This window comes from Chromatiales bacterium, assembly GCA_024234935.1.
Taxonomy (GTDB): Bacteria; Pseudomonadota; Gammaproteobacteria; order Steroidobacterales.
Window position 1 is genome coordinate 294,872 of the sequence record JACKNI010000001.1, and the last position, 20,413, is coordinate 315,284.

The window sequence follows — 20,413 nt, forward strand, 5'->3', positions numbered from 1 at the left end:
AGTACTGTCCGAAGTAGAACCCGGAACCCGAACAGTGTCAACCAGAAAGGCTGCTTTTCTTGAGTTCCCTGCCCCGGTGCTTGAAATAAATAGGACCAATATGTCCTAATGGCTTTTCAATGAAGCAGCAGCAGCGAAAACCCGCAATGAGCATGGTCAGTCCCGTCATCCGTCGCCGGGTCGCCAGCACCAAGGCGCGTGTCTGTGAAGTTGCGGCAAGAAAGTTCAATGAAGAAAGCTATGCCGCGGTGAGCGTCGATTCGATTGTCGAGGCGGCCGGAATTGCGCGCAGCAGTTTCTATCGCTTCTTCCGGGACAAGGAGGATCTCCTTCAGCAGATCATCGATCCCGTCTTCAACCTGGCGGTCACGGAGCTGGGCCGGATGTCCGCCGATCAGCCCGAAGGCATCGTCGATGGCATAGCTGAAAGCTATCTGCAGGTATGGGCGAAGCATCGGGACGGGCTGGTGTTGTCGATGAAGATCGGTGCGAGCCTGTTTCCGCTGGTGCAGAAATCGCACGACAGATATGTCGCTGCCATCCTGGTATTGATGGAGCGCCTGCACGAAGCGCGGATGTTGCGCCACGATGATCCACGCATGGCTGCCCGCCTTCTGGCGTTGACGGCGGTGCCGGTGCTCCAGGTCTGCGAGCGGCATCCACAGTTCAGGAATGTCTTTCGAAGCACGCTCCGCGGCCTGCTGCTGAAGTGGTAGGCAGCTGATGTTCATCAATTTCTGGTATCCGGCCGGACAGGCCAGTGCGATCGGTCGCAAGCCGGTCAAGGTCCGCATGCTGGGCCAGAATTTCGTCCTGTTCCGGGATACCGCGGGCTCCGTGCACTGTCTCAGCAATGTCTGTCTGCACCGTTGCGGTTCGCTCGGCGATGGATGGGTACGCAATGACCGTGTGGTCTGTCCGTACCATGGCTGGGAATTCAATGGCAGCGGTCAATGTGAGCGCATTCCGTCGCTCGGTCCCGGCCAGCCACCGATGACGGCACGTGCGCGTGTCGATGCCTATCCGGTACAGGAGAAGTACGGGCTGGTGTTCGTGTTTCTCGGTGACTTGCCAGAAGATCAGCGGCCGCCTGTCATGGAAATTCCCGAGTGGGGAGATCCTGGCTGGCGCTGTACGACGATGAGTTTCTCCCTGAAAGCCAACTATGCGCGGGTGGTGGAGAATGCACTGGATCCCGCCCACGCGGAGTTTGTGCATTTTGTCGGACGCAAGGGCATGGATCCGGACTATCACATGCCGGACTACGAGACCCGGGAGAGCGAGTGGGGTGCAGGCATGGAAGTGCGCTTCAGAACGCAGGCTGGTGGCTTGTTCAGGTATTTTCGCCCCGGCGATACCGAAACAGTTGCAGGTACGACCTTTCACGGACCGGCGCAATTCGTGACACGTATCCGCATGAATGCACGGATGTCATCATTTCAGTATGCCTTCGATACGCCGGTGGATGAGTACGAAACACGATCTTTTCTGATCAATGCGCGTAACTTCTTCAGAAGTCCGCTGCTCGACGGCACGGCTGACAAGCGTAACCGGGCCATCATCGAGGAAGATCGGGCCATCATTGAAAAAATCGAACCCGTTGCACCGCCGCGTAGCACCACTTCGGACCTGTCGGTCAGGTCTGATGCCATTCAGCTGATCTACAGGCGCTATCTGCGCGAATGGGAGTCGCGCGGCTGGCGGATCGACAGCGAAGCGATATTCCGTGAGCATCCGGCATCACGACTGCACATGATTCCGAGTCCCGGGCGGCGCGATTCACGCAACTGGGTGTTTGATACGGTTCCGCTGGTGCCGGCCGCAGAAACGCCGGACTGAATGGCCCGCAGTGCGGGTCTCAGATTCCAAGCTTGCCGAGTGCGTCAGCGACCTGACCGACGGTCGCCGCCAGGCGCGGATGTTCACTTTCGAAGCGCAGTACGACTTCCCGAAGGCGGACTTCCAAGCCGTCGGGCGCGTCCGGATCCTCGCCGACCCGGCCGACGTCCTGCAGCACCTTCTCGATCAGTGCGCGCGACTGCTGGTCCAGTGTCCGGGTCGCGCCCAGTTCCCGGTGCAGTTCCTTAAGCAGTTGTTGCAGCTTCTCGTTTGACATGGCCGGAGTATAGCCTTCTGCTTGCCGAAAAGGAGTGCACCGCATACCCTGTGCCCGAGTCCGCGCTGGTCCCCTCGCGGCGGCTAGTCGTGAATCCCGTCAGGTCCGGAAGGAAGCAGCGGTAGCGGTGATGCCGGGCGCCGGGGTGTGGCTGGCGCGGGCTCACCAAGCTCGCTTTTCCCTGATCTCGAACCTGGTCCGACAAGTTTCATGAGCTATCTCGCGCTGGCCCGCAAGTGGCGTCCCAAGACCTTCGCTGATGTGGCGGGTCAGGGCCATGTGGTCCGGGCGCTCGAAAACGCCCTCGGCTCCGGCCGTCTGCATCATGCTTTCCTGTTTACCGGTACGCGCGGCATAGGCAAGACCACGATTGCACGTATCTTCGTGAAGGCCCTGAATTGCGAGCAGGGCGTCAGCGCCACACCCTGCGGCCAGTGTGGCAGTTGCATCGCGATCGATGCGGGGCGCTTTGTCGATTTCCTGGAAGTGGATGCGGCTTCGACGACCGGTATCGACAACATGCGCGAAATACTGGAAAACGCGCAATACACGCCGGCCAGCGGACGCTTCAAGGTGTATCTGATCGACGAAGTACATATGCTCTCGAAGAGCGCCTTCAATGGCCTGCTGAAGACGCTCGAAGAGCCACCACCTCACATGAAGTTCCTGCTCGCGACGACTGATCCGCAGAAGATTCCGGCGACGGTTCTGTCCCGCTGCCTGCAATTCAACCTGAAACGTCTGTCGCAGGCCGGAATCGTCGAGCGCCTGACCAGTATCTGTGCGAGCGAAGGCGTGAGTGCCGAGGCTGGTGCGCTTCAGCGCCTGGCACGGGCGGCGGCCGGCAGCGTGCGTGATGCCTTGAGTCTGCTCGACCAGGCACTGGCTTTCGGCAATGGTGCTGTCAGGGACCGGGAGGTGGCCGAGATGCTCGGCAGCCTGGATCGCCAGCGGCTCACCGGTCTGCTGGAAGCGCTGGTGCAGGGTGATGCTCCCGGATTGATGGACCAGGTAAGCCAGCTCGACGAACTGGTTCCCGACTACGAAGATGTGCTGGCCGGTCTGGCAGGCTTGCTGCAGAAGATTGCGGTGATCCAGCTGGCAGGGGCAGATGCGGTTGAGGTCGATGACGACAAGGAACTGCTGACGCGTTTGGCCGCACAGATGCGGGCTGAAACGGTACAACTGATGTACCAGATCGCCGTATTGGGTCGCCGCGATCTCTATCTGGCACCTGATCCGCGTACCGGATTTGAAATGACGTTGCTGCGCGTGCTGGCTTTCGATCAGCTGGAAAGCCCGGCCGCGGCAGTATCGACGGCACCAGCCATGTCACCTGGTGCAAAAGCGGCCGCGCCGATTCCGAAGTCGCCGCCGGCGCCGACGTCAAGCGGCGTTGTCGGTGGCGAGATCAGTGACTGGCCTGCCTTTGTCGCCACGCTGGACCTCGATGCTGCTGCACGCCAGCTGGCGGCCAACTGTGCACTGGCTGCACAGTCACCGACCGAACTGCGGCTGAGCATTGAAGGTCGAAATGCCCACCTGCTGACCGAGAGCCTGAAAGTGCGCGTGACCGCTGCCGTCCATTCCGCTCTCGGCGACAGCCGCAAGCTGAATTTTGTGCTGGACAAGGGCGTGAGTGATACAGCAGCGGCACGCCAGGCCCGCAGCGAAGATGAGCAGCAGCGCAAGGCACGGGAGGCTATCGCTGCAGACAGCAATGTTCAGGCCATGGGCGAACTGTTCGGGGCAGAAGTTGTCGCCGGCTCCGTCCGCCCCTCACCACCGGCAAGTTCCGGAAAACCAGGCAACAGAAAGTGAGTGCGATATGAAAGCCGATCTCGGTCAGTTGATGAAGCAGGCCCAGCGGATGCAGGAGCAGATGCAGAAGGCCCAGGAAGAACTTGCCGGCATCGAAGTCAGCGGTGAGGCTGGTGGCGGTCTGGTGAAGATCCGCATGAGCTGCAAGCATGAGGTACGCGGCATCACGCTCGATCCGGCACTTCTGGGAGAGGATCGCGAAATGCTGGAGGATGTGCTGGTCGCAGCCTTTAACGATGCCTTGCGCAAGGTCGAGCGTACAAGCCAGGAAAAGCTCGGTGGCATGACTTCAGGACTCGGCCTGCCGCCGGGTTTCAAGCTGCCATTCTGAGCGGAATTCAGATCGCATGGCTTTTACGCCGCTCCTCCAGGACCTGTTGACTGCGCTGCGCTGTCTGCCTGGCGTCGGGCCGAAGTCTTCGCAGCGTATTGCTTTTCATCTGCTCGATCGGGACCGTGATGGCGCAGGGCGAATCGTTGCGGCCCTGCAGGCTGCCCTGGACAAGGTTGGACTCTGCGTACGCTGCCGCATGTTTGCCGAGGCCGAGCTGTGCATGATCTGTGGCGATCCGCGTCGCGATCATGGCCTCGTCTGCGTCGTCGAGACGCCCGCCGACGTCGTGGCGGTCGAGGAGTCAGGCAGTTATCGCGGCCGGTACTTTGTGCTGATGGGCAGGCTCTCGCCGCTGGATGGCATCGGTCCGGCAGAGCTTGGCATTCCGCTGCTTGAGCAACAGCTTGCCGATCGTGCGACGCGTGAGCTGATTCTCGCCACCAGTGCCACGGTAGAGGGCGAGGCGACCGCTGGTTATCTGGCCGGCATCGCACAGGAACGCGGGATTCGCGCCACGCGTATCGCGCATGGCGTGCCGATGGGCGGTGAACTCGAGTATGTGGATGCCGGTACCCTGTCTCACGCCATTGCGGCGCGCACCCGGATCGGCGCTGATCAGTAAGCCTGGCCAGTCGCCTGGTTGGCGAGATTCATGAGCCGTCGATAGCTCTCGTAACGCCGGTTGTCTATGGTGCCTTTCAGGACGGCTGCGCTCACCGCACAGTCCGGTTCCCGCAGGTGACTGCAATCGGCAAAGCGACAATCGCGACCGGTTGTGCCGATCTCGATGAAGCCATGTGCGATGTCGCGCGGATCGGGGATGGCCGGAACGAAGTCCCGTACACCGGGCGTGTCGATCAGGCGACCACCGTTTTCCAGCCGGTACATGATCGAGGCTGTGGTCGTGTGCCGACCTTCGTCGCTCGCGGCGGACAGTTGGCCGGTAGCCGTATCGGAACCGGGAACCAGGCGGTTCAGGAGCGATGATTTGCCCACCCCGGACTGGCCGACGAGCAGGCCGACGCACTGACCTGCCCAGCCCAGCAGCGCGTCAAGGCCTGTGCCTGTAACCGCGGATACCGGAAACAGCCGATAGCCAAGCCTGGAATAGACCGCCAGTTCGGTCTCCGGCAGCGCGGCAAGATCGGCCTTGTTCCAGACGATGGCCGCCTGGACGCCCATCAGATGTGCGGCACACAGGTACCGGTCGGTGATGAACAGATCGGGAAGCGGGAGCGCGGCCATGACCACGATCAGATGACTGATGTTGGCTGCGATCGTCTCCGGCTTGCTGCCCCTGGGGGGCTGTCGGTTGAGCTGATTCATGCGCGGGGCAGTGCCACTGACAACCACGGGATCCCCGTCAGCAAAAGCCTGCCAGTGCACATGGTCTCCGCAGCAAACCTGCAGATGGCGGCCGCGGACGATATAAGGCAGGGCACTGCCCTCGGTTGTTTCGAGCATGCCGCGCCGGCCATGCGCCGCGATCACGAGGCCGGTTTTGCTAGAATCCCGCGCGGCGTCAATTGCCATGGTCGTGTTGGGAGGATCCTGGCTGATGAGTGCACCGATGCACAGACTGATCTGGATCGATCTGGAGATGACCGGTCTCGATTGCCGGAATGATTCTATCATCGAGATCGCCACGGTCGTCACGGATGCAGATCTGTGCGTCATCGCCGAGGGACCAGTGCTGGCGATTCATCAAAGCGATGCGGTGCTCGCGCGGATGGATGAGTGGAATACCCGGCAGCATGGCAGGTCCGGTCTGACCGACCGGGTGCGCATGAGCACCGTTACGGCTGCACAGGCCGAGCAGCAGACACTGGCTTTCCTGACGGGGCACCTGGCGCCGAAAGTCTCGCCAATGTGCGGCAACAGCATCTGTCAGGATCGCCGCTTCATGGCGCGCGAGATGCCGACGCTGGAGGCCTTTTTCCATTACCGCAACCTGGATGTGTCCACGCTGAAGATCCTGGCCGGGCTGTGGGCGCCCGCCGCACTGGAGGGCGTTGTCAAGAACACCGAGCATCTGGCGCTTGCCGACATTCACGAATCAATAGCGGAACTGCGACACTACCGGGCACAGCTCCTGAAGCTGCCGACCGCTGCCGGCTGAACGCGGGGTGCCGGAGCCGCTTCAGGCTGCCGCGACGAACAGGCCGATGATGCAAACCAGACCGCCGACCCAGGCCAGCGAGCGCAGCGTGGCGCGGTCAGCGATATAGAAGATGCCATAGAGGATGCGTGCGGCAACGTAGCCGAGTGCCAGCAAGTCGATGGTGGGCTGGGCCGCACCAGCCAGGTGCGCGATGATTACGCCAGCTGCAAAGGCCGGAAAACTTTCATAGGAATTGGCCTGCGCCCAGTTCGCGCGTTGCCGCCAGCCCTGCAGGCTGGCCAGATAATCGCGCGGTCTGGCATTGTCGAAGTTCCGGGCTCCGCCTTTCGCAATACCGGCCCAGACGATCGGCATGAGGATTGCCACGAGTACGCACCAGTATGCTGTGGTCATCTCCGGTCTCCCGATCGTCTGTGCAGCAGTGGTCGCGACGCTATACGGTTTTCCCGGCCAGAAAGAGCCAGGTCTCGATAACGGTATCCGGGTTCAGGGAAATGCTGCTGATGCCTTCCGTGATCAGCCAGCGGGCGAAGTCGGGGTGATCGGACGGGCCCTGCCCACAGATACCGATGTACTTGCCTTCCTTCTTACAGGCATCGATGGCCATCTTGATCAGCATCCTGACCGACTCATCGCGTTCATCGAACAGGTCGGCGATCAGGCCCGAGTCGCGGTCCAGTCCCAGCGTGAGCTGCGTGAGGTCATTTGAGCCGATCGACATGCCGTCGAAGTACTGCAGGTACTGGTGCGCCAGCAGCGCGTTGGTCGGAAGCTCGCACATCATGATCAGGCGCAGGCCGTTTTCACCGCGTCGCAACCCGTTCTCGGCCAGCAGTTCGGTGACGCGCCTGGCTTCGCTGACGCTGCGTACGAAGGGCACCATGACTTCGACATTGGTCAGTCCCATGTCATTGCGTACCCGGCGCAAGGCACGGCATTCCAGTTCAAAGCAGGGCTTGAAGCTGTCGGATACATAACGTGAAGCGCCACGAAACCCGAGCATCGGATTTTCTTCATGAGGCTCGTACTGCTTGCCGCCGATCAGGTTGGCGTATTCATTCGACTTGAAATCGGACAGGCGGACGATCACCGGGTTGGGTGCGAAAGCCGCGGCGATCGTGCTGATGCCCTCCGTCAGGCGGGCGACGAAATACTCGACCGGATCGGCATAGCCTGCCGAATGTTCCCGCACGATCTCCTTGAGATCAGGCGGCAGGCGCGCAAAGTCGAGAACGGCTTTCGGATGCACGCCGATCATGCGGTTGACGATGAACTCAAGCCGCGCAAGACCGATACCCTGGTTCGGGAGACTGGAAAAATCAAAGGCGCAATCCGGATTGCCCACGTTCATCATGATCTTGACCGGCAGCTGCGGCAGGTTGGCAAGTTCGATCTTCTGCTGCTCATAATCGAGGATGCCGTCGTAGACCAGGCCCTCGTCGCCTTCCGCGCAGGACACGGTCACTGGTGCGCCGTCGCTGATCAGCCGCGTGGCGTCGCCGCAGCCGACCACGGCGGGAATGCCGAGTTCGCGCGCAATGATCGCCGCGTGGCAGGTGCGTCCGCCGCGGTTGGTGACGATGGCCGAGGCGCGTTTCATGACCGGTTCCCAGTCCGGATCGGTCATGTCGGCGACCAGCACGTCGCCATCCCGTACCAGGTCCATCTTTGCCGTGCTCGCAATGATGCGGGCAGGCCCGGCACCGATGCGCTGTCCGATGCTTCGCCCGCGGACCAGCACCTTTGAGTGGCTTTTCAGCCGGTAGCGCAGCAGCGTATTGCCGGAGCGACTCTGTACGGTTTCCGGGCGCGCCTGCAGGAGGTAGATCTGGCCGTCGCGCCCATCCTTGCCCCATTCGATGTCCATCGGGCAGTTGTAGTGCGATTCGATCACGAGCGCATAGCGCGCCAGCGTCTCGACATCCTGGTCGGTGAGTGAGAAGCGGGCGGAGTCGGCCGGTGCCACATCTTCCGTGCGAACCGTCCGTCCCGGTTCCGGCTGGTCATTGAAGACCATGCGTATCTTCTTGGTGCCGAGCTTGCGGCGCAGGATGGCCTGGTGCCCGCTTCTCAGGGCCGGCTTGTAGACATAGAACTCGTCGGGGTTCACTGCTCCCTGAACGACGGTCTCACCAAGTCCCCACGCCGAGGTGATGAAGACGACATCGCGGAAACCGGACTCGGTATCGAGCGTGAACATGACGCCGCTGGAGCCAAGATCCGAGCGCACCATATGCTGTATGCCGACCGAAAGCGCCACCAGCTTGTGGTCGAAGTTCTGGTGTACGCGATAGGCGATGGCGCGGTCGTTGTACAGGGACGCAAATACCTGATGTACGGCCTCGATCAGCCGGGGCAGGCCACGGATGTTGAGAAAGGTTTCCTGCTGACCTGCAAAGGATGCTTCGGGAAGGTCTTCGGCCGTTGCCGATGAACGTACCGCAACGGCCATGTCGTCGGCTTGCCCCCGGCTCATCGTCATCCATGCGGATTCGATGGCGGTCAGCAGCTTCGGAGGCAGCGGCGCGCCGAGTATCCAGTCGCGAATGGTTTTCCCGCAGCGGGCCAGCTGCTCGATGTTGTCTACATCGAGATCGCTGAGCAGTTTGTCGATGCGCGCATCAAGGCCGTCCTGGGCCAGGAACTCGCGGTAGGCGCGTGCTGTTGTGGCGAACCCGCCAGGTACACGAACGCCCAGAGCCGAGAGTTGGCCGATCATTTCGCCGAGCGAGGCATTCTTGCCGCCGACACGATGGATGTCGGTGAGCCGCAGCGACTCCATGGGGATTACGTACGGTTCCATTTGCCTCCAATGTCCGGACCGTCCATGATCGGCCCACTACAGCCAACGATGACAGTCCGTCATGAACCAGAAAAACATCAATCGACGCGTCGTATTTTTTCTGTCGGACCAGACCGGAGTGACCGCAGAAACCCTGGGTCGCAGCCTGTTGACGCAGTTCGAAGAATACGAATTCGACCAAGTGACTGTGCCATTTATCGATACTGTTGACAAGGCGGATGAAACCCTGCGGCGTATCAGTGCGGCAGTTAGCGAAACAGGCAACAGGCCTATCATTTTCAGCACGCTGGTGCACGACCATGTCCGCGAGCGTTTTGCCGGAGTGAACGGGTTATTCCTGGATTTCTTTGCCACCTATCTGGGTCCCATGGAGCGTGAATTGCTGGTCCGCTCCTCGCATACTTCGGGGCGCGCCCATGGCATGAAGGATACCGGGAGTTATGACCGGCGCATGGATGCCACCAACTTTGCGCTCAACAACGATGACGGCGCGCGCACGAATGATTATGAACGTGCAGATGTGATCCTGCTCGGCGTCTCACGCTCCGGCAAGACGCCGACCTGCCTGTACCTCGCGCTGACGTACGGTGTGTTCGCGGCCAACTATCCCCTGTCTGAAGACGAGTTTGAAACGGGGCGTCTGCCCAAGGCGCTGGAACCTTATCGTCACAAGCTGTTCGGGCTGAGCATTTCGCCGGAACGTCTGCAACAAATCCGTCGTGAGCGACGTCCGGAAGGCCGTTATGCCTCATCCGAGCAGGTGCGCTACGAACTGCGGGGTGCAGAGGCACTGTACAGTCGTTATCAGATTCCCTGGGTGGATACCACGCAGTTTTCCATTGAGGAAATTGCCAGCCGGATTCTCAGCACGACAGGTATCGAGAGGCGGGCGGGTCGATAGTCGACCGCGGCCTCAGATCGTGCCTGTCGGTGCCTCCAGTCCGGTGTAATGGCTGATGCGTGCGAGTTTCGCGGCGAGCTGACCGAGCGGTTCCAGAACCTCCGCTGACGCCCGGTCGATTGTGGCCTGGTCGCGGACATGGTGTTCCAGGTAAACGCGCAGCGTCGCTCCGGAGGTGCCGGTGCCGGACAAGCGGTAGACGATCCTTGTGCCGTCACTGAAAACCAGCCGGATGCCCTGATGGGCGGACTCGCTTCCGTCGACCGGATCGCGGTAATGGAAATCATCGGCCGTTTCTATCCTTGCACTGCCGACCTGTTTGCCCGACAAGCCGGGTACTGTTTCACGAAGCGCCTTGACCAGTGCGTTGGCAGCTGCCGTATCGGCCGTAAAGTAATCCTGGCGTTGAAAGTGATGGCGGCCATAGCGGCGCCAGTGCTCATTGGCAATTTCCTTCAGGCTGCGATTTTGTACAGCGAGCAGGTTGATCCAGAGCAGCACCGCCCACAGGCCATCCTTTTCGCGGACATGTGCCGAGCTGGTGCCGAAACTTTCTTCCCCACAGAGCCCGATCAGTCCGGCCTCGAGCAGATTGCAGAAGAATCGCCAGCCGGTCGGCGTCTCATAGCAGGGGATGCCGAGTTCGGCCGCGACCACATCGAGCGCCCGGCTGGTCGGCATGGAACGTGCCGCACCGGGTACGCCGCTGCGGTAGCCTGGCAGGAGCGGCAATGACGCGAGCATCATGGCCACGCTGTCCCCCGGTGACAGGAAAAATCCCGGGCCGAGAATCATGTTCCGGTCGCCGTCGCCGTCCGAGGCGGCGAGCAGGTCAGCTGAGTCCGGTCTCAAGGACTCGGCAACCAGCTCCGCCGCATCGATCGGATTCGGGTCCGGATGGAGTCCGCCGAAGTCCGGCAGGGGCTCGCCGCGCAACACGCTGTCGTGTGGACAGTCGAGCAGATCGACGAAAATCCTCTGCGCATAGGGTCCGGTGACACCGTGCATGGCATCGAAGCGGATGCGATGCCCGGCCTTGAGCCATGCGCGGATCGCCCCGAAATCGAAGAGGGTCTGCATCAGCGCGGCATAGGCGGCAGTCGGGTCGATCACTTCGATGCGAATACCGCGCAGATCCGTCACGCCGATACAGTTCAGGTCGGTGGCCGGCAGGCTGGCCATGCGGTACCCGCCGAGTTGCTGGCTGGCCCTGAATACCGCTTCTGTCACCTGCTCGGTTGCCTGGCCGCCGGTCGGTGTATTGAACTTCAGGCCAAAGTCGCCGTCCGGGCCACCGGGATTGTGGCTGGCGGTCAGGATGAATCCGGCCGCGGCCGAATACTGCCTGATCACCAGTGATGCGGCCGGAGTCGACAGCAGACCGTTCTGTCCGACAACCACTTCGCGTATGCCATTGGCGGCAGCGATACGGATGATGGTCTGTATCGCCTCGGCATTGTGGTATCTCCCGTCACCGCCGATCACCAGACGGGAACCTTCGGGCAGCTTCAGCGTATCGAAGATGGCCTGTACAAAGCACTCCAGATAGTGCGGCTGACTGAACACGCTGACTTTCTTGCGCAGGCCGGCCGTCCCGGGGCGCTGATCCTGAAAGGGCGCGCAGCTGATATGAGTGATGTCAAGCGTGGACACGATCACAGACCCCGTTGGATTTTGCTTTAGTGTTGGACATGTGTTTTGAAAAAAGTGTGCATGAGCCACCGTGCTATAGTCAAAACGTGATTACCGACAGCTACATCGTTCCACAATGCATCGTTGCGCCACGCAGCCTCGGCGCACTGATGGCATTGTATGAAGGCAACTTCATCAAGCTGGCCGGACTCGCACCCCTGATGCTGCCGGATCGGCTTGCCGCCCCATGCACGGCAGTCTCTACATCGGTTCATGATCTGGACCTGCATCTCAGCGTTGATGCCGGAACCCGTTATACGCTGGATCTGCGTCTCAGTTACCGCTTTGATGATCCGGGTGGTTGTGTGGCCGACCCGGATCTGCGCCTGCGAGTCTACCTTGATGCGCGCATGGTTGAAGTGCTGGGCTGGATCAATGCTCCGCGACACGAGACGCTGCGGCAGTTGATGAAGCACAGTTCAGGTGAACTTGACCGTCGCTGGTCGAAGAACATCATGCTCGGCAAATGGCTGGACTACCTGTACGAGATGGGGCACCGGTTCCGGTCCTCACCGCCCGTCGCAGCTTGAGAAACTGTCGATTGCTTCACCGTCGCCAGGCGCGGACTTGGTTAAGTTCGAGCGTGGAGCTTCAGGTCTGCAGCGTCGAATGGCATCCATTGCCCAGCAACTGCTTGTGCGTCGAAAGCCCGCCGAGGACGAGCGGCTCCTGCAGCTGTTCTGGAATCGCGCCGAGCTGAAACGTGAATTTGCCCGCCTGCAGCGGGACCGGGACCGCCTTGCCGATCAGCTGCGCCAGCAGGAGGGCTCGACGCTCCGGTGGCAGCAGCGCCTCGAGCAACTTGAAGGACTGCTTGCCGACCCGGAACGCGCCGCAAACGCGGCGGTTTTTTTTCAGCTGCGTGGCGTCTGGCAGTACTGTCGGCGGCGTTTGGCGCGCCTGGCGCGAGAACTCGGGTCGCGTCAGCAGGACGCTGAACTGCGGCGGGAGACGGCACGTTTTGAAGAGCATCGCAAGATCGCCCTGGCGTCCATCGAACAGCGTCTGGTGCCGCTGATCGAAAGGCGTGTCGCGATCGAGGCCGAGCTGCATGGAGTACGTCTGCAGCAGGTGAAACTGACCAGTTTCTGGAAGCTGTTGGCTCGTCGCCGTTGTGAGCACGCGCAGTCAGTGCTGGAGTCCGCGCTGGCCGGCGTCCAGTCGCAGATCGATCGCTATGAAAAAGCCCGCCACGAGAAGCTCAACGAGTCCGTGACCCAGGCAGCTACCATCGGCACGGACAGCAAGCGGATCGTGAATCTCTCTGTCATCGCGCTGGCGCAGGAGCTGGTGGTGCAGCTCACTGCCCACAACGTTGCCCAGATGGCGCGCGACGCATCGCTGCGCCAGGTCAACGATATGCGGTATGGTGACTTGCCTGCCTGTCACCAGACAGGGCAGATGGTGGCAAAGGTTCTGCAGCGCCTCGATGAACTTGATGATCTGCCGGTACTCGTCCGGGCGCGGGCAGAGTACCTGCGGCGGCAGGCTGAATACCTGCGTGATGCCGATACTGTGCCGATCGCTGCGTCCTGCGCGGAGATCCCGCTGCAGCTGACGGCCGGTGACAGCCCCGCGCCAGCGAGTGATCGCAGGCTGTCAGTCAACGTCCTCGGCGAGGAGTATTGGGAGATCTATTCCGTACTCCTGAATTAAGGTCCGGCCTGCGGTGCCGTGCCCCCGGGCGACGACTGGGTTACCAGGCCCTGGCTGGCGCTGCTGATCCGCGAATACTCGGATGCCACGCGCGCTGCGGTCTGCAGCAGTACATCGGGTTGTTCGTCCGGCTTGAGTTCGTCGAGCGATGCAAGCGCCGGCAGACCCTGAGCCGAACGGCGCGTATTTTCACGTGCCAGCTGCACGCGTTGTTCGCTCTCGCGTTCATTCTTCCGCACCGTCAGGTTCAGCGAGATCTTCTTACGCGAGCGCAGCTGATCGATGTCCTTGATGCTTGCCTCAAGGTGGCGCATATCCGGGTCGCTGGCAAGTTCCGTGCTTTCGTAGCGGGAAAGTTCCGCGATTGCGGCATCAAGGGGCTGACTGGTCTGGAACCGGGTCGCGGCGATCTGATCCCAGGGCAGCGCACGATCACGGCTGCTTTCGCCGATGGTCGTTGCATCGATTGCCGAGGGCAGGGCGATGTCGGGGATCACGCCGCGATTCTGCGTGCTGCCTCCATTGACGCGGTAGAATTTGCCGATGGTCAGCGTGAGCTGGCCAAGTCCGCGATCTGATCTGCTGTGTGAATACTGGTCCAGTTCGTAGAGATTCTGCACGGTTCCCTTGCCGAAGGTCTGCTGGCCCATGACGATGCCGCGCCGGTAGTCCTGGATGGCGGCGGCAAAGATCTCTGACGCCGAGGCGCTGAACCGGTCAACCAATACGATGAGCGGTCCGCTGTAGGCAACAGTGGGTTCCGGATCGTCCAGAACCTCAATACGGCCGTTGGTATCGCGCAGCTGGACAACCGGTCCCTGGTTGATGAACAGGCCGGTCAACGCCGTGGCCTCGGTCAGGTGTCCGCCGCCATTGCCACGCAGGTCGAGAACCAGGCTGACAATCTTGTCCTTGCGCAGTTCGCCAATCAGGCGCCGCACATCGCGCGTGGTGCTCACATAGTCCTTGTCGCCACGATTGCGTGCTTCAAAATCCTGATAGAAGCTGGGCACGGTGATCACGCCGACATTGACCGGTTCACCGTCACGCTCAACCTTGATGACCTGCTTCTTGGCAGCCTGTTCCTCCAGCTTGATCTTGTCGCGGGTCAGCTCCAGGACATATTCGGCGGCGCCTGGCGCGGCGCCGCCCGGCAGGATCTGCAGGCGAACCTTGCTGCCGCGCGGGCCACGGATCTTCTGCACGACGTCGTCCAGCTCCCAGCCAACCACATCGGTCATTTCCTTGCTGTTTTCCTGGCCGACCGCAGTGATGCGGTCGTTTGCCTTGAGCCTGCCGTCCGCCGCTGCGGGGCCGCCGGGTATCACATTCATCACCTGGACAAACTCGTCATCGAGCTGCAGCGATGCGCCGATACCTTCATAGGAAAGGCTCATCTGGATCTTGTATTCCTCGGACTGACGCGGTGACAGGTAGTTGGAGTGCGGGTCGAGCGTCATGGCGAAGGCGTTCATGAAGGTCTCGAAGACATCGTCGCTGTCGAGCTTGTTGATGCGCTCCAGGACCCGCGTGTAGCGCTTGCGCAGCACCTCTGCCGTCTCTTTCCAGGACTTGTCGGCGAGCATGAGGCCGAGCGCATCGTTCTTGACGCGCCGGCGCCATAGGTCCTGCATTTCCGCAGGCGTGGCAATCCAGGGAAGATCCTTGCGGTCAAAGACGTAGTCTTCATTCACGCTGAAGTCCGGTTCCTGCTCCAGCACAGTCAGCGCATAGGTCAGGTTCTGCTGGGTGCGCAGCCGGTACAGGCGGAATATATCGAAGACCGGGTCCATGTCACCGGAACGCAGCGAGTCATCCAGCGAGTTACGGTAGCGCGCAAAGTAGGCGATGTCCGACTGCAAGAAGTAGTGCCGATTGCCGTCGAGCGTTTCGAGGTAGGTCTTCAGCGTCGCTTCGGACAGGGAGTCATCGAGCGGCAGCCGTGCGTAGTGGGCCCGCTCCACAAAGCGCGTCACCATGCGCGCAACCTGCCGCTCACGCGGTGTGGTGTCGAGCACCGCAGGACCTGGCGGAAGCTCGGGCTTTGCCATGCCCGGGACAGCCGGACCCAGCAGTGCGGCCAGGCAGGTGACGAGGGCGTATTTCCAGCTATTGTTCATGCGTGACGCTTTGCAGGGTGATCTCATTGAGGGACAAGGGCCAAATGGCTCCGCTAGGCTAGACTTGGACCGTGTGCGAGGCAAGCGAATGGCCCGGAAACCGGTAATTGACGCAATCCAAGGTGTGATCCATGCAACCTTTGACCATCATTCTGGGTATCGTGTTCGGCAGCGTCGTGTCCGTGGCTTTCAGTCTCGCTATCGTCCTCCTCGTATTCGGCCTGCGCAGTCCCGAGGATTCACGCTATCTGCTGGAAATCCCTGAACTGTGGCGCGCCGTGGCAATGTTCAGCGTGACCGCTGTCGCAGCCGGTCTGTCTTTCCTGGGGTCATTGCGTGTTGCGTCGTGGCGCTGGTGGCCGATGGCGGCCATGTGTATCGCCCTGACCGGCATCGGCTTTTATTACTGGCCAGACTAGGGCTGCTGACCGAAAAGCCGGGGCCTCTCATCCAGCTGTCGTGAGCAGCCGGCGCTGCAAACGCAGGATCAGGTACCAGACCAGCCAGACCAGAGCTGGCGACAGCAGGACCAGCCAGGCCAGTACCTCGCCGCGACTGGCTGCGGCATAGATGCTGTCGGCATAGTCGATGAAACCGAGCTTGCCCTCATAGCTGCCGATCAGGCGCTTGCCCGCCACGTATGCAACCGCGGGGACAACCAGTGCACCGGCCACACCGAGCAGGCTGAACCACAGCAGCCAGCGAAGGATCGTCGTGAGGAATCTGCGCATGGCGCATTGTCCCATTTATGCGTGATCTGTCATAACCCGGCCGGCGATCCGGTTATTGCGCTTCCGGACTGCCGCTGTGCCCGGGCCCGGCGCAGGCGCGAATGCCGGTAGCGCCGCCGCAATACCATGAGCCAGATGCCGGCATGCACGCAGATGGCGCTGATCACCAGCAGGTAGCTGATGATCCAGCCCGGGTCGGGGATATAGATGCCCGATGCCAGGGCGCCGGCACCAAGCAGCAAGTAAAGGAAGGGCAGGGCCGCATAGAGCCTTCCCGGGAGCCGCAGGCGGCGCGAGAGGAAGCGCCGCAGGGGTCCCTTTGGAAATGATTGCCGGAGTGTTGCTGGTCTGTTCCGCATGTCGCCGCCTGACAGGTGCAAGTCTGGCTGGCAGGCGGATTTCTGTCTGTGTGCAGACTCACACGGCAGGTGGCTCAGTCAAAGCCTGGTACCTCGGCAGGCGCCAGCGAGCGCGGCGCGTGCCCGATCAGTTGCCGCGCCCGGCTGCGCAGGCTCTGAAGCTCGGCCTGGTTCCCGCCGGATCTCAGTTCGTTGATCAGACTGGCCAGGCTGGTCCGGTTGCCGGTGGCCCGGCGCAATTCCGCATCGAGGTCATGGAAAATCGTCACGCCGCGTGCGCTCACTGCTCCGGTGGAGGCCGTCGTGCGCAGGCTTGTCACCCCGGCGCCCCATTTCCGCAGGCTACCGATGGTTTGTACATAACGTGCTTCTGAAATCGTGCCCGAATCGAGCAGTGCACGGAGTCCAAAGTATTCCGCGAGACCTTCATCGATCCAGTCCTGGTCGGCGGGTGTCTTGAGGTCGGCAAGCAGCACGTGCACCATCTCATGCACGATCGTGCTGGTGCCGTTCTCGCTGATCAGCGGCCGGCGAGCGTTGACGAAAATGGAATTGGGTGCGGACAGCGCGCCGAGCCACATGGGTTCGCCTGCAGCGACGATGTTCAGGTAGGCCGGCGGCTTGCCGAGCGCGGAAGTCAGCTGCGGCAGCGTCCAGCGCAGCAGGGCCAGCATGGCGATCCGCTCCATGCGGATGCCGCGCGGTGCCGATACCGTGATTTCCGTGCCTGCAATCACATCACGCCGCGTGCCGATGTCACCGGCGATGACCCAGCCGAGCGGGCGGGCCCTGCGGTTGCCGGGATTACCGATTCGCATCTGTCCGGTTGAGTCGGGCAGGTAGGGTGTCACGACGGACCAGCCTTCCGGGGCGCTTACGGCCAGTTCGCCGTGCAGTATGCTGCCTTTTGTGAGCCGCCAGCTGCTGACCGGAAAGGCCTTCTCGCCGCGGAAAATTGCCAGCCTTCTGCCCACCCATGCATCGTGGCTTGATGCATCGCGCGCCGAGCGCCGATGTGTGAGCCGGACCTGGTAACGGAGTTCGCCCCCGGTCGCCGGGGGGTTCCAGATCAGCTTGCCGGCGCTGAGCCGGATGCGTCCGTCACCATCGGGTTTGCCGGACAGGGCGTCAGCGGACAGTTGCAGCTCACGCAGTGCGCCTTTGTCCTGGCTGAGGACGATTCGCGCCCTGGCGCTGTCGGTGTCGGCAGCGAGCTGCAGTTGATATTGCAGGTGGATGGCCGCTGCCTGTGCACCGAGCACGGGCAAAGCGCAGCCCGACAGAAGGAGCAGGGCTGTAGCGAGACCAGCGCGCGAGCGGTGGGCAACTGCCGCAGGAATCAGGACATGTCCTCCTGGACTATGAACTGGCGCAGCTCACCGGCCAGCTCCTTGCAGGCAGCTGTTTCGGTACGCGCAATGAATGGCAGCGGCAGAATCAGCGCCGGCATCATCGAGCTGCCATGGACGTCGGCGCTTACCTTGCCGGCGGAACTTGAGGCCTTCAGATCCCAGACTCGGGCAGTATATGTGCCGTCGTCTTCCCACCAGACCAGACCGAAGCAACCGCCACCGGCTGCACTGGCGGCACAACTCATGCCACCGCCATCCGACGTCTTCTTTGTGCTGCCATTGACCCAGACCAGATAACGCACCCCGCTGGCGCTGATCCGTTCACTGACACCTGGTCGGGCCAGCAGTTCCGGCAGATCATTGATCCCCTGCGGCATGGTGCGCGGCTCGAGCCAGGGAAAGAGTTCGTCGAGGAATTTCTCGCGCGGATAGACCTTGAGCGCCTGTGCGCCGTTATCCAGTTCTTCATCCATGCACTCGAGAAAGTCCGCTTCTGTGCGATTGCCCTTGTGGTAACTGGCGGGGATGACCACAATCGATTCGTTTGCCGTGATGCCGGTTGCGGCGTTCTTCAGTCCTTCAACGCGGCTGGTGACGCAGCCGGAACAGATGGCGAAAATGAGCGGCAACACCGGCGAAAGCCAGCTCATGGTCTGTCTAGTTGCTTGCGTCGGTGCTGGCATCGGATTGCTCCTGCAGCAGTTTTTCGATCCCGGGTTGAACGGCGAACTCAACACTGATGGCAGCAGCCGCATCGCGCATGGCGAGGACAGTCGCCTGTTCCATTGAGCGAGCCGGCTTCAGGGTGCTCTCGCGGGCTTCCCCATAGCCACTGAGACTCCATGCGGTGATCAGTTCACCTTCGGGTCCGTACACTCTGAGAGTGTAGCGGATCCAGACCGCATACTGGTCCGACGCCGAGTTCTTTGGCAAGGAAAACTCGAAGGCATCAATGACCGGTTCAATGATGATATCGACCGCAGCCGGATTGGCCGCCGTCGGCAGCTTGCTCACCTGCGCCGTATCGCGAAACAGGCGACTGCCGAGCCGGTCGAAGAGACCCACGTTGGCCGGCCCGAGCTCGATATCCCATGCCGCCTGTCCGTCCTCATGCTCGGTGTAGTGGTAAGCGGCAAACGCCGGGGTGTAATACAGGCCGGCGCTCAGCGGCAGGGCCTGAACCAGGGGTTCCGGAACGCGGTCCGGAATGGTCAGCGACTGGCTGCAGCCTGCTGCCAACAGCAGAACGAGAGTGGTCGCAGCAATACGACCAGCGCACATGGTGCCTTGCTATCCGCCGGAACTGGCGAGGATTGCCGCCGGCTTCTCAAAGTTGTCGCGGCGTTCCGCGAAACCCAGCGGGTCGGGGTGAATGATGATTTCGCAGTCGGGAAACACCTTCCAGATCTCGGCTTCCACCTGATCGAGTATCTCGTGCGTTTCATGCAGCGAGGTGCCGGCATCGAGTTCGAGGTGGAACTGCACGATGTAGCCGGAGCCGCTGAACCGGGTGCGCAGGTCGTGAAAACCAAGTACTTCCGGATGTGCTTTTGCGATATCGCGAATCCGGCGACGGTCGACTTCGGGAATCTCCTTGTCCAGCAGCACGTCGAGAGAATGCATGGCGATTCCCCAGGCGCCGGATACCAGGTAGAGGGCAACGGCCCCGCCAACCAGCGGGTCCAGCCAGCGCAGTCCGGTCATTGCCGTGCCTGCCACCGCACCCGCCACGACCACATTGACCAGCACGTCTGTCTTGTAGTGCATTGCATCGGCGGTAATGGCCAGCGAGCCCGTCTTGTTCTTCACGAAGTGCTGGTAGAAGACCAGGCCGACTGTCGCCAGGGTTGAAACGGCCAGCACCGCTATGCCGGCGCCAGCCTGGGCGATCGGTGCAGGGGCCAAGAGGCGCTGTATGGCTTCATAGCAGACGAATACGCCCGAGCCACTGATGATCAGTGCCTGCAACAGGGCGGCAAGTCCTTCCGACTTGCCATGGCCAAAACGGTGCTCGCGGTCAGGCGGTTCCAGCGAATAGCGGATGGCCCAGAAGGTCAGCAGCGAAGCCAGTACATCGAGAACGGAGTCGGCGAGGGAGCTCAATATGGAGACAGAGTCCGTAGCCAGCCATGCCCAAACCTTGCCGCCAACCAGACTGCAGGCGACGAACACGGATGCATAGGTTGCCGACTTGAGCAGCCAGGCGCGTTCAGCCTTGCTGAGGCGGGTTGGCGCGTCAGTGTTTTTTTCAGTGCGGGCCACAGCTCATCCGGGATCGTGAAGCGGTGCCGCCATGTTTCGTGTTGGCGACGATTGAAGCCATTATGCCATGCATCGGCGCTTCGATCATGGCTCGTCCATCTGCAACCGGCTAATATCGCCGCGCCTCCCCACTGGCTGCGCGCC

General features: G+C 61.6%; 22 protein-coding genes and 1 other RNA gene. 11 read left to right on the forward strand and 12 right to left on the reverse strand.

The features are described from left to right. Positions 1-146 precede the first annotated feature (146 nt). Together H6979_01385 and H6979_01390 are read left to right on the forward strand one after the other, a co-directional pair. A complete protein-coding gene (locus tag H6979_01385; GenBank protein ID MCP5138499.1) occupies positions 147-716 on the forward strand; it encodes a TetR/AcrR family transcriptional regulator in 570 nt (189 codons plus the stop codon). Between the two features lie 7 nt (positions 717-723). Then, positions 724-1,839: an aromatic ring-hydroxylating dioxygenase subunit alpha gene (locus H6979_01390; protein ID MCP5138500.1), complete on the forward strand. Its 1,116-nt coding sequence runs from the start codon at positions 724-726 to the stop codon at positions 1,837-1,839. Between the two features lie 19 nt (positions 1,840-1,858). Here H6979_01390 and H6979_01395 read toward each other — a convergent pair whose 3' ends face one another. Beyond that, a complete protein-coding gene (locus tag H6979_01395; protein ID MCP5138501.1) occupies positions 1,859-2,116 on the reverse strand; it encodes a DUF4404 family protein in 258 nt (85 codons plus the stop codon). Positions 2,117-2,179: 63 nt separating this feature from the next. On the opposite strand from H6979_01395, the gene ffs reads away from it, so the two are divergent. The 4 genes from ffs (at position 2,180) to recR (ending at position 4,893) form a co-directional block, all read left to right on the forward strand. After that, positions 2,180-2,276: signal recognition particle sRNA small type (ffs, locus tag H6979_01400), an RNA gene on the forward strand. 50 nt (positions 2,277-2,326) lie between these two features. Then, positions 2,327-3,937, forward strand: a complete 1,611-nt coding sequence (dnaX, locus tag H6979_01405) for a DNA polymerase III subunit gamma/tau (protein ID MCP5138502.1) — start codon at positions 2,327-2,329, stop codon at positions 3,935-3,937. Positions 3,938-3,944: 7 nt separating this feature from the next. Next, complete coding sequence (locus H6979_01410) at positions 3,945-4,268, forward strand: YbaB/EbfC family nucleoid-associated protein (GenBank protein MCP5138503.1); 324 nt, start codon at positions 3,945-3,947, stop codon at positions 4,266-4,268. Between the two features lie 16 nt (positions 4,269-4,284). Beyond that, the gene (gene recR, locus H6979_01415) at positions 4,285-4,893 is read left to right on the forward strand and encodes a recombination protein RecR (GenBank protein ID MCP5138504.1); all 609 of its coding nucleotides are present in this window, start codon (positions 4,285-4,287) and stop codon (positions 4,891-4,893) included. Here recR and rsgA read toward each other — a convergent pair. Continuing rightward, on the reverse strand, positions 4,887-5,804 hold the full coding sequence (gene rsgA, locus H6979_01420) for a ribosome small subunit-dependent GTPase A (protein ID MCP5138505.1): 918 nt from the start codon (positions 5,802-5,804) through the stop codon (positions 4,887-4,889). The genes recR and rsgA overlap by 7 nt on opposite strands. 25 nt (positions 5,805-5,829) lie before the next feature. Here rsgA and orn point away from each other — a divergent pair, with 25 nt between their 5' ends. Then, the gene (gene orn, locus H6979_01425) at positions 5,830-6,390 is read left to right on the forward strand and encodes an oligoribonuclease (protein ID MCP5138506.1); all 561 of its coding nucleotides are present in this window, start codon (positions 5,830-5,832) and stop codon (positions 6,388-6,390) included. Between the two features lie 21 nt (positions 6,391-6,411). Here the strand turns inward: orn and H6979_01430 are convergent, their stop codons facing one another. Both H6979_01430 and ppsA read right to left on the reverse strand, forming a co-directional pair. Continuing rightward, entirely contained in the window at positions 6,412-6,786 is a 375-nt protein-coding gene (locus H6979_01430) for an MAPEG family protein (protein ID MCP5138507.1), read from the reverse strand. A 40-nt stretch (positions 6,787-6,826) separates the two neighbouring features. Further along, positions 6,827-9,196 carry a phosphoenolpyruvate synthase gene (ppsA, locus tag H6979_01435; protein ID MCP5138508.1) on the reverse strand — a complete coding sequence of 790 codons (2,370 nt, stop codon included), beginning with the start codon at positions 9,194-9,196 and terminating at the stop codon, positions 6,827-6,829. A 61-nt stretch (positions 9,197-9,257) separates the two neighbouring features. Between ppsA and H6979_01440 the strand changes: the two genes are divergently transcribed. Then, entirely contained in the window at positions 9,258-10,097 is an 840-nt protein-coding gene (locus H6979_01440; GenBank protein ID MCP5138509.1) for a kinase/pyrophosphorylase, read from the forward strand. A gap of 12 nt (positions 10,098-10,109) precedes the next feature. Here the strand turns inward: H6979_01440 and H6979_01445 are convergent, their stop codons facing one another. Beyond that, positions 10,110-11,750, reverse strand: a complete 1,641-nt coding sequence (locus H6979_01445) for an alpha-D-glucose phosphate-specific phosphoglucomutase (GenBank protein MCP5138510.1) — start codon at positions 11,748-11,750, stop codon at positions 10,110-10,112. Positions 11,751-11,899: 149 nt separating this feature from the next. On the opposite strand from H6979_01445, the gene H6979_01450 reads away from it, so the two are divergent. Both H6979_01450 and H6979_01455 read left to right on the forward strand, forming a co-directional pair. After that, positions 11,900-12,319 (forward strand): DUF1249 domain-containing protein, encoded by a 420-nt coding sequence (locus H6979_01450; protein MCP5138511.1) that lies wholly within the window; start codon positions 11,900-11,902, stop codon positions 12,317-12,319. A 79-nt stretch (positions 12,320-12,398) separates the two neighbouring features. Further along, complete coding sequence (locus H6979_01455; GenBank protein MCP5138512.1) at positions 12,399-13,445, forward strand: hypothetical protein; 1,047 nt, start codon at positions 12,399-12,401, stop codon at positions 13,443-13,445. Here H6979_01455 and H6979_01460 read toward each other — a convergent pair. Then, a complete protein-coding gene (locus tag H6979_01460; GenBank protein ID MCP5138513.1) occupies positions 13,442-15,565 on the reverse strand; it encodes a carboxy terminal-processing peptidase in 2,124 nt (707 codons plus the stop codon). The genes H6979_01455 and H6979_01460 overlap by 4 nt on opposite strands. Positions 15,566-15,696: 131 nt before the next feature. Between H6979_01460 and H6979_01465 the strand changes: the two genes are divergently transcribed. Then, positions 15,697-15,984 (forward strand): hypothetical protein, encoded by a 288-nt coding sequence (locus tag H6979_01465; protein ID MCP5138514.1) that lies wholly within the window; start codon positions 15,697-15,699, stop codon positions 15,982-15,984. A gap of 27 nt (positions 15,985-16,011) precedes the next feature. Here the strand turns inward: H6979_01465 and H6979_01470 are convergent, their stop codons facing one another. The 6 genes from H6979_01470 to H6979_01495 all read right to left on the reverse strand — a co-directional run bounded on the left by H6979_01470 (position 16,012) and on the right by H6979_01495 (position 20,269). Next, positions 16,012-16,296: a hypothetical protein gene (locus tag H6979_01470; protein MCP5138515.1), complete on the reverse strand. Its 285-nt coding sequence runs from the start codon at positions 16,294-16,296 to the stop codon at positions 16,012-16,014. A gap of 29 nt (positions 16,297-16,325) precedes the next feature. Beyond that, positions 16,326-16,655 carry a hypothetical protein gene (locus H6979_01475; protein ID MCP5138516.1) on the reverse strand — a complete coding sequence of 110 codons (330 nt, stop codon included), beginning with the start codon at positions 16,653-16,655 and terminating at the stop codon, positions 16,326-16,328. Positions 16,656-16,729: 74 nt separating this feature from the next. Beyond that, positions 16,730-17,917: a hypothetical protein gene (locus tag H6979_01480; protein ID MCP5138517.1), complete on the reverse strand. Its 1,188-nt coding sequence runs from the start codon at positions 17,915-17,917 to the stop codon at positions 16,730-16,732. Between the two features lie 77 nt (positions 17,918-17,994). Next, positions 17,995-18,657 carry a hypothetical protein gene (locus H6979_01485; GenBank protein MCP5138518.1) on the reverse strand — a complete coding sequence of 221 codons (663 nt, stop codon included), beginning with the start codon at positions 18,655-18,657 and terminating at the stop codon, positions 17,995-17,997. A 7-nt stretch (positions 18,658-18,664) separates the two neighbouring features. Continuing rightward, entirely contained in the window at positions 18,665-19,288 is a 624-nt protein-coding gene (locus tag H6979_01490) for a hypothetical protein (protein MCP5138519.1), read from the reverse strand. A 9-nt stretch (positions 19,289-19,297) separates the two neighbouring features. Then, a complete protein-coding gene (locus H6979_01495; GenBank protein ID MCP5138520.1) occupies positions 19,298-20,269 on the reverse strand; it encodes a cation diffusion facilitator family transporter in 972 nt (323 codons plus the stop codon). Between the last annotated feature and the right edge of the window lie 144 nt (positions 20,270-20,413).

Bases quoted from the DNA above. Each gene is read 5' to 3' on its own strand.
- H6979_01385 (MCP5138499.1), top strand. From the start codon at position 147: ATGAGCATGGTCAGTCCCGTCATCCGTCGCCGGGTCGCCAGCACCAAG.
- H6979_01390 (MCP5138500.1), top strand. From the start codon at position 724: ATGTTCATCAATTTCTGGTATCCGGCCGGACAGGCCAGTGCGATCGGT.
- H6979_01395 (MCP5138501.1), bottom strand. From the start codon at position 2,116: ATGTCAAACGAGAAGCTGCAACAACTGCTTAAGGAACTGCACCGGGAA.
- dnaX (MCP5138502.1), top strand. From the start codon at position 2,327: ATGAGCTATCTCGCGCTGGCCCGCAAGTGGCGTCCCAAGACCTTCGCT.
- H6979_01410 (MCP5138503.1), top strand. From the start codon at position 3,945: ATGAAAGCCGATCTCGGTCAGTTGATGAAGCAGGCCCAGCGGATGCAG.
- recR (MCP5138504.1), top strand. From the start codon at position 4,285: ATGGCTTTTACGCCGCTCCTCCAGGACCTGTTGACTGCGCTGCGCTGT.
- rsgA (MCP5138505.1), bottom strand. From the start codon at position 5,804: ATGGCAATTGACGCCGCGCGGGATTCTAGCAAAACCGGCCTCGTGATC.
- orn (MCP5138506.1), top strand. From the start codon at position 5,830: ATGAGTGCACCGATGCACAGACTGATCTGGATCGATCTGGAGATGACC.
- H6979_01430 (MCP5138507.1), bottom strand. From the start codon at position 6,786: ATGACCACAGCATACTGGTGCGTACTCGTGGCAATCCTCATGCCGATC.
- ppsA (MCP5138508.1), bottom strand. From the start codon at position 9,196: ATGGAACCGTACGTAATCCCCATGGAGTCGCTGCGGCTCACCGACATC.
- H6979_01440 (MCP5138509.1), top strand. From the start codon at position 9,258: ATGAACCAGAAAAACATCAATCGACGCGTCGTATTTTTTCTGTCGGAC.
- H6979_01450 (MCP5138511.1), top strand. From the start codon at position 11,900: ATGGCATTGTATGAAGGCAACTTCATCAAGCTGGCCGGACTCGCACCC.
- H6979_01455 (MCP5138512.1), top strand. From the start codon at position 12,399: ATGGCATCCATTGCCCAGCAACTGCTTGTGCGTCGAAAGCCCGCCGAG.
- H6979_01460 (MCP5138513.1), bottom strand. From the start codon at position 15,565: ATGAACAATAGCTGGAAATACGCCCTCGTCACCTGCCTGGCCGCACTG.
- H6979_01465 (MCP5138514.1), top strand. From the start codon at position 15,697: ATGCAACCTTTGACCATCATTCTGGGTATCGTGTTCGGCAGCGTCGTG.
- H6979_01470 (MCP5138515.1), bottom strand. From the start codon at position 16,296: ATGCGCAGATTCCTCACGACGATCCTTCGCTGGCTGCTGTGGTTCAGC.
- H6979_01475 (MCP5138516.1), bottom strand. From the start codon at position 16,655: ATGCGGAACAGACCAGCAACACTCCGGCAATCATTTCCAAAGGGACCC.
- H6979_01485 (MCP5138518.1), bottom strand. From the start codon at position 18,657: ATGAGCTGGCTTTCGCCGGTGTTGCCGCTCATTTTCGCCATCTGTTCC.
- H6979_01490 (MCP5138519.1), bottom strand. From the start codon at position 19,288: ATGTGCGCTGGTCGTATTGCTGCGACCACTCTCGTTCTGCTGTTGGCA.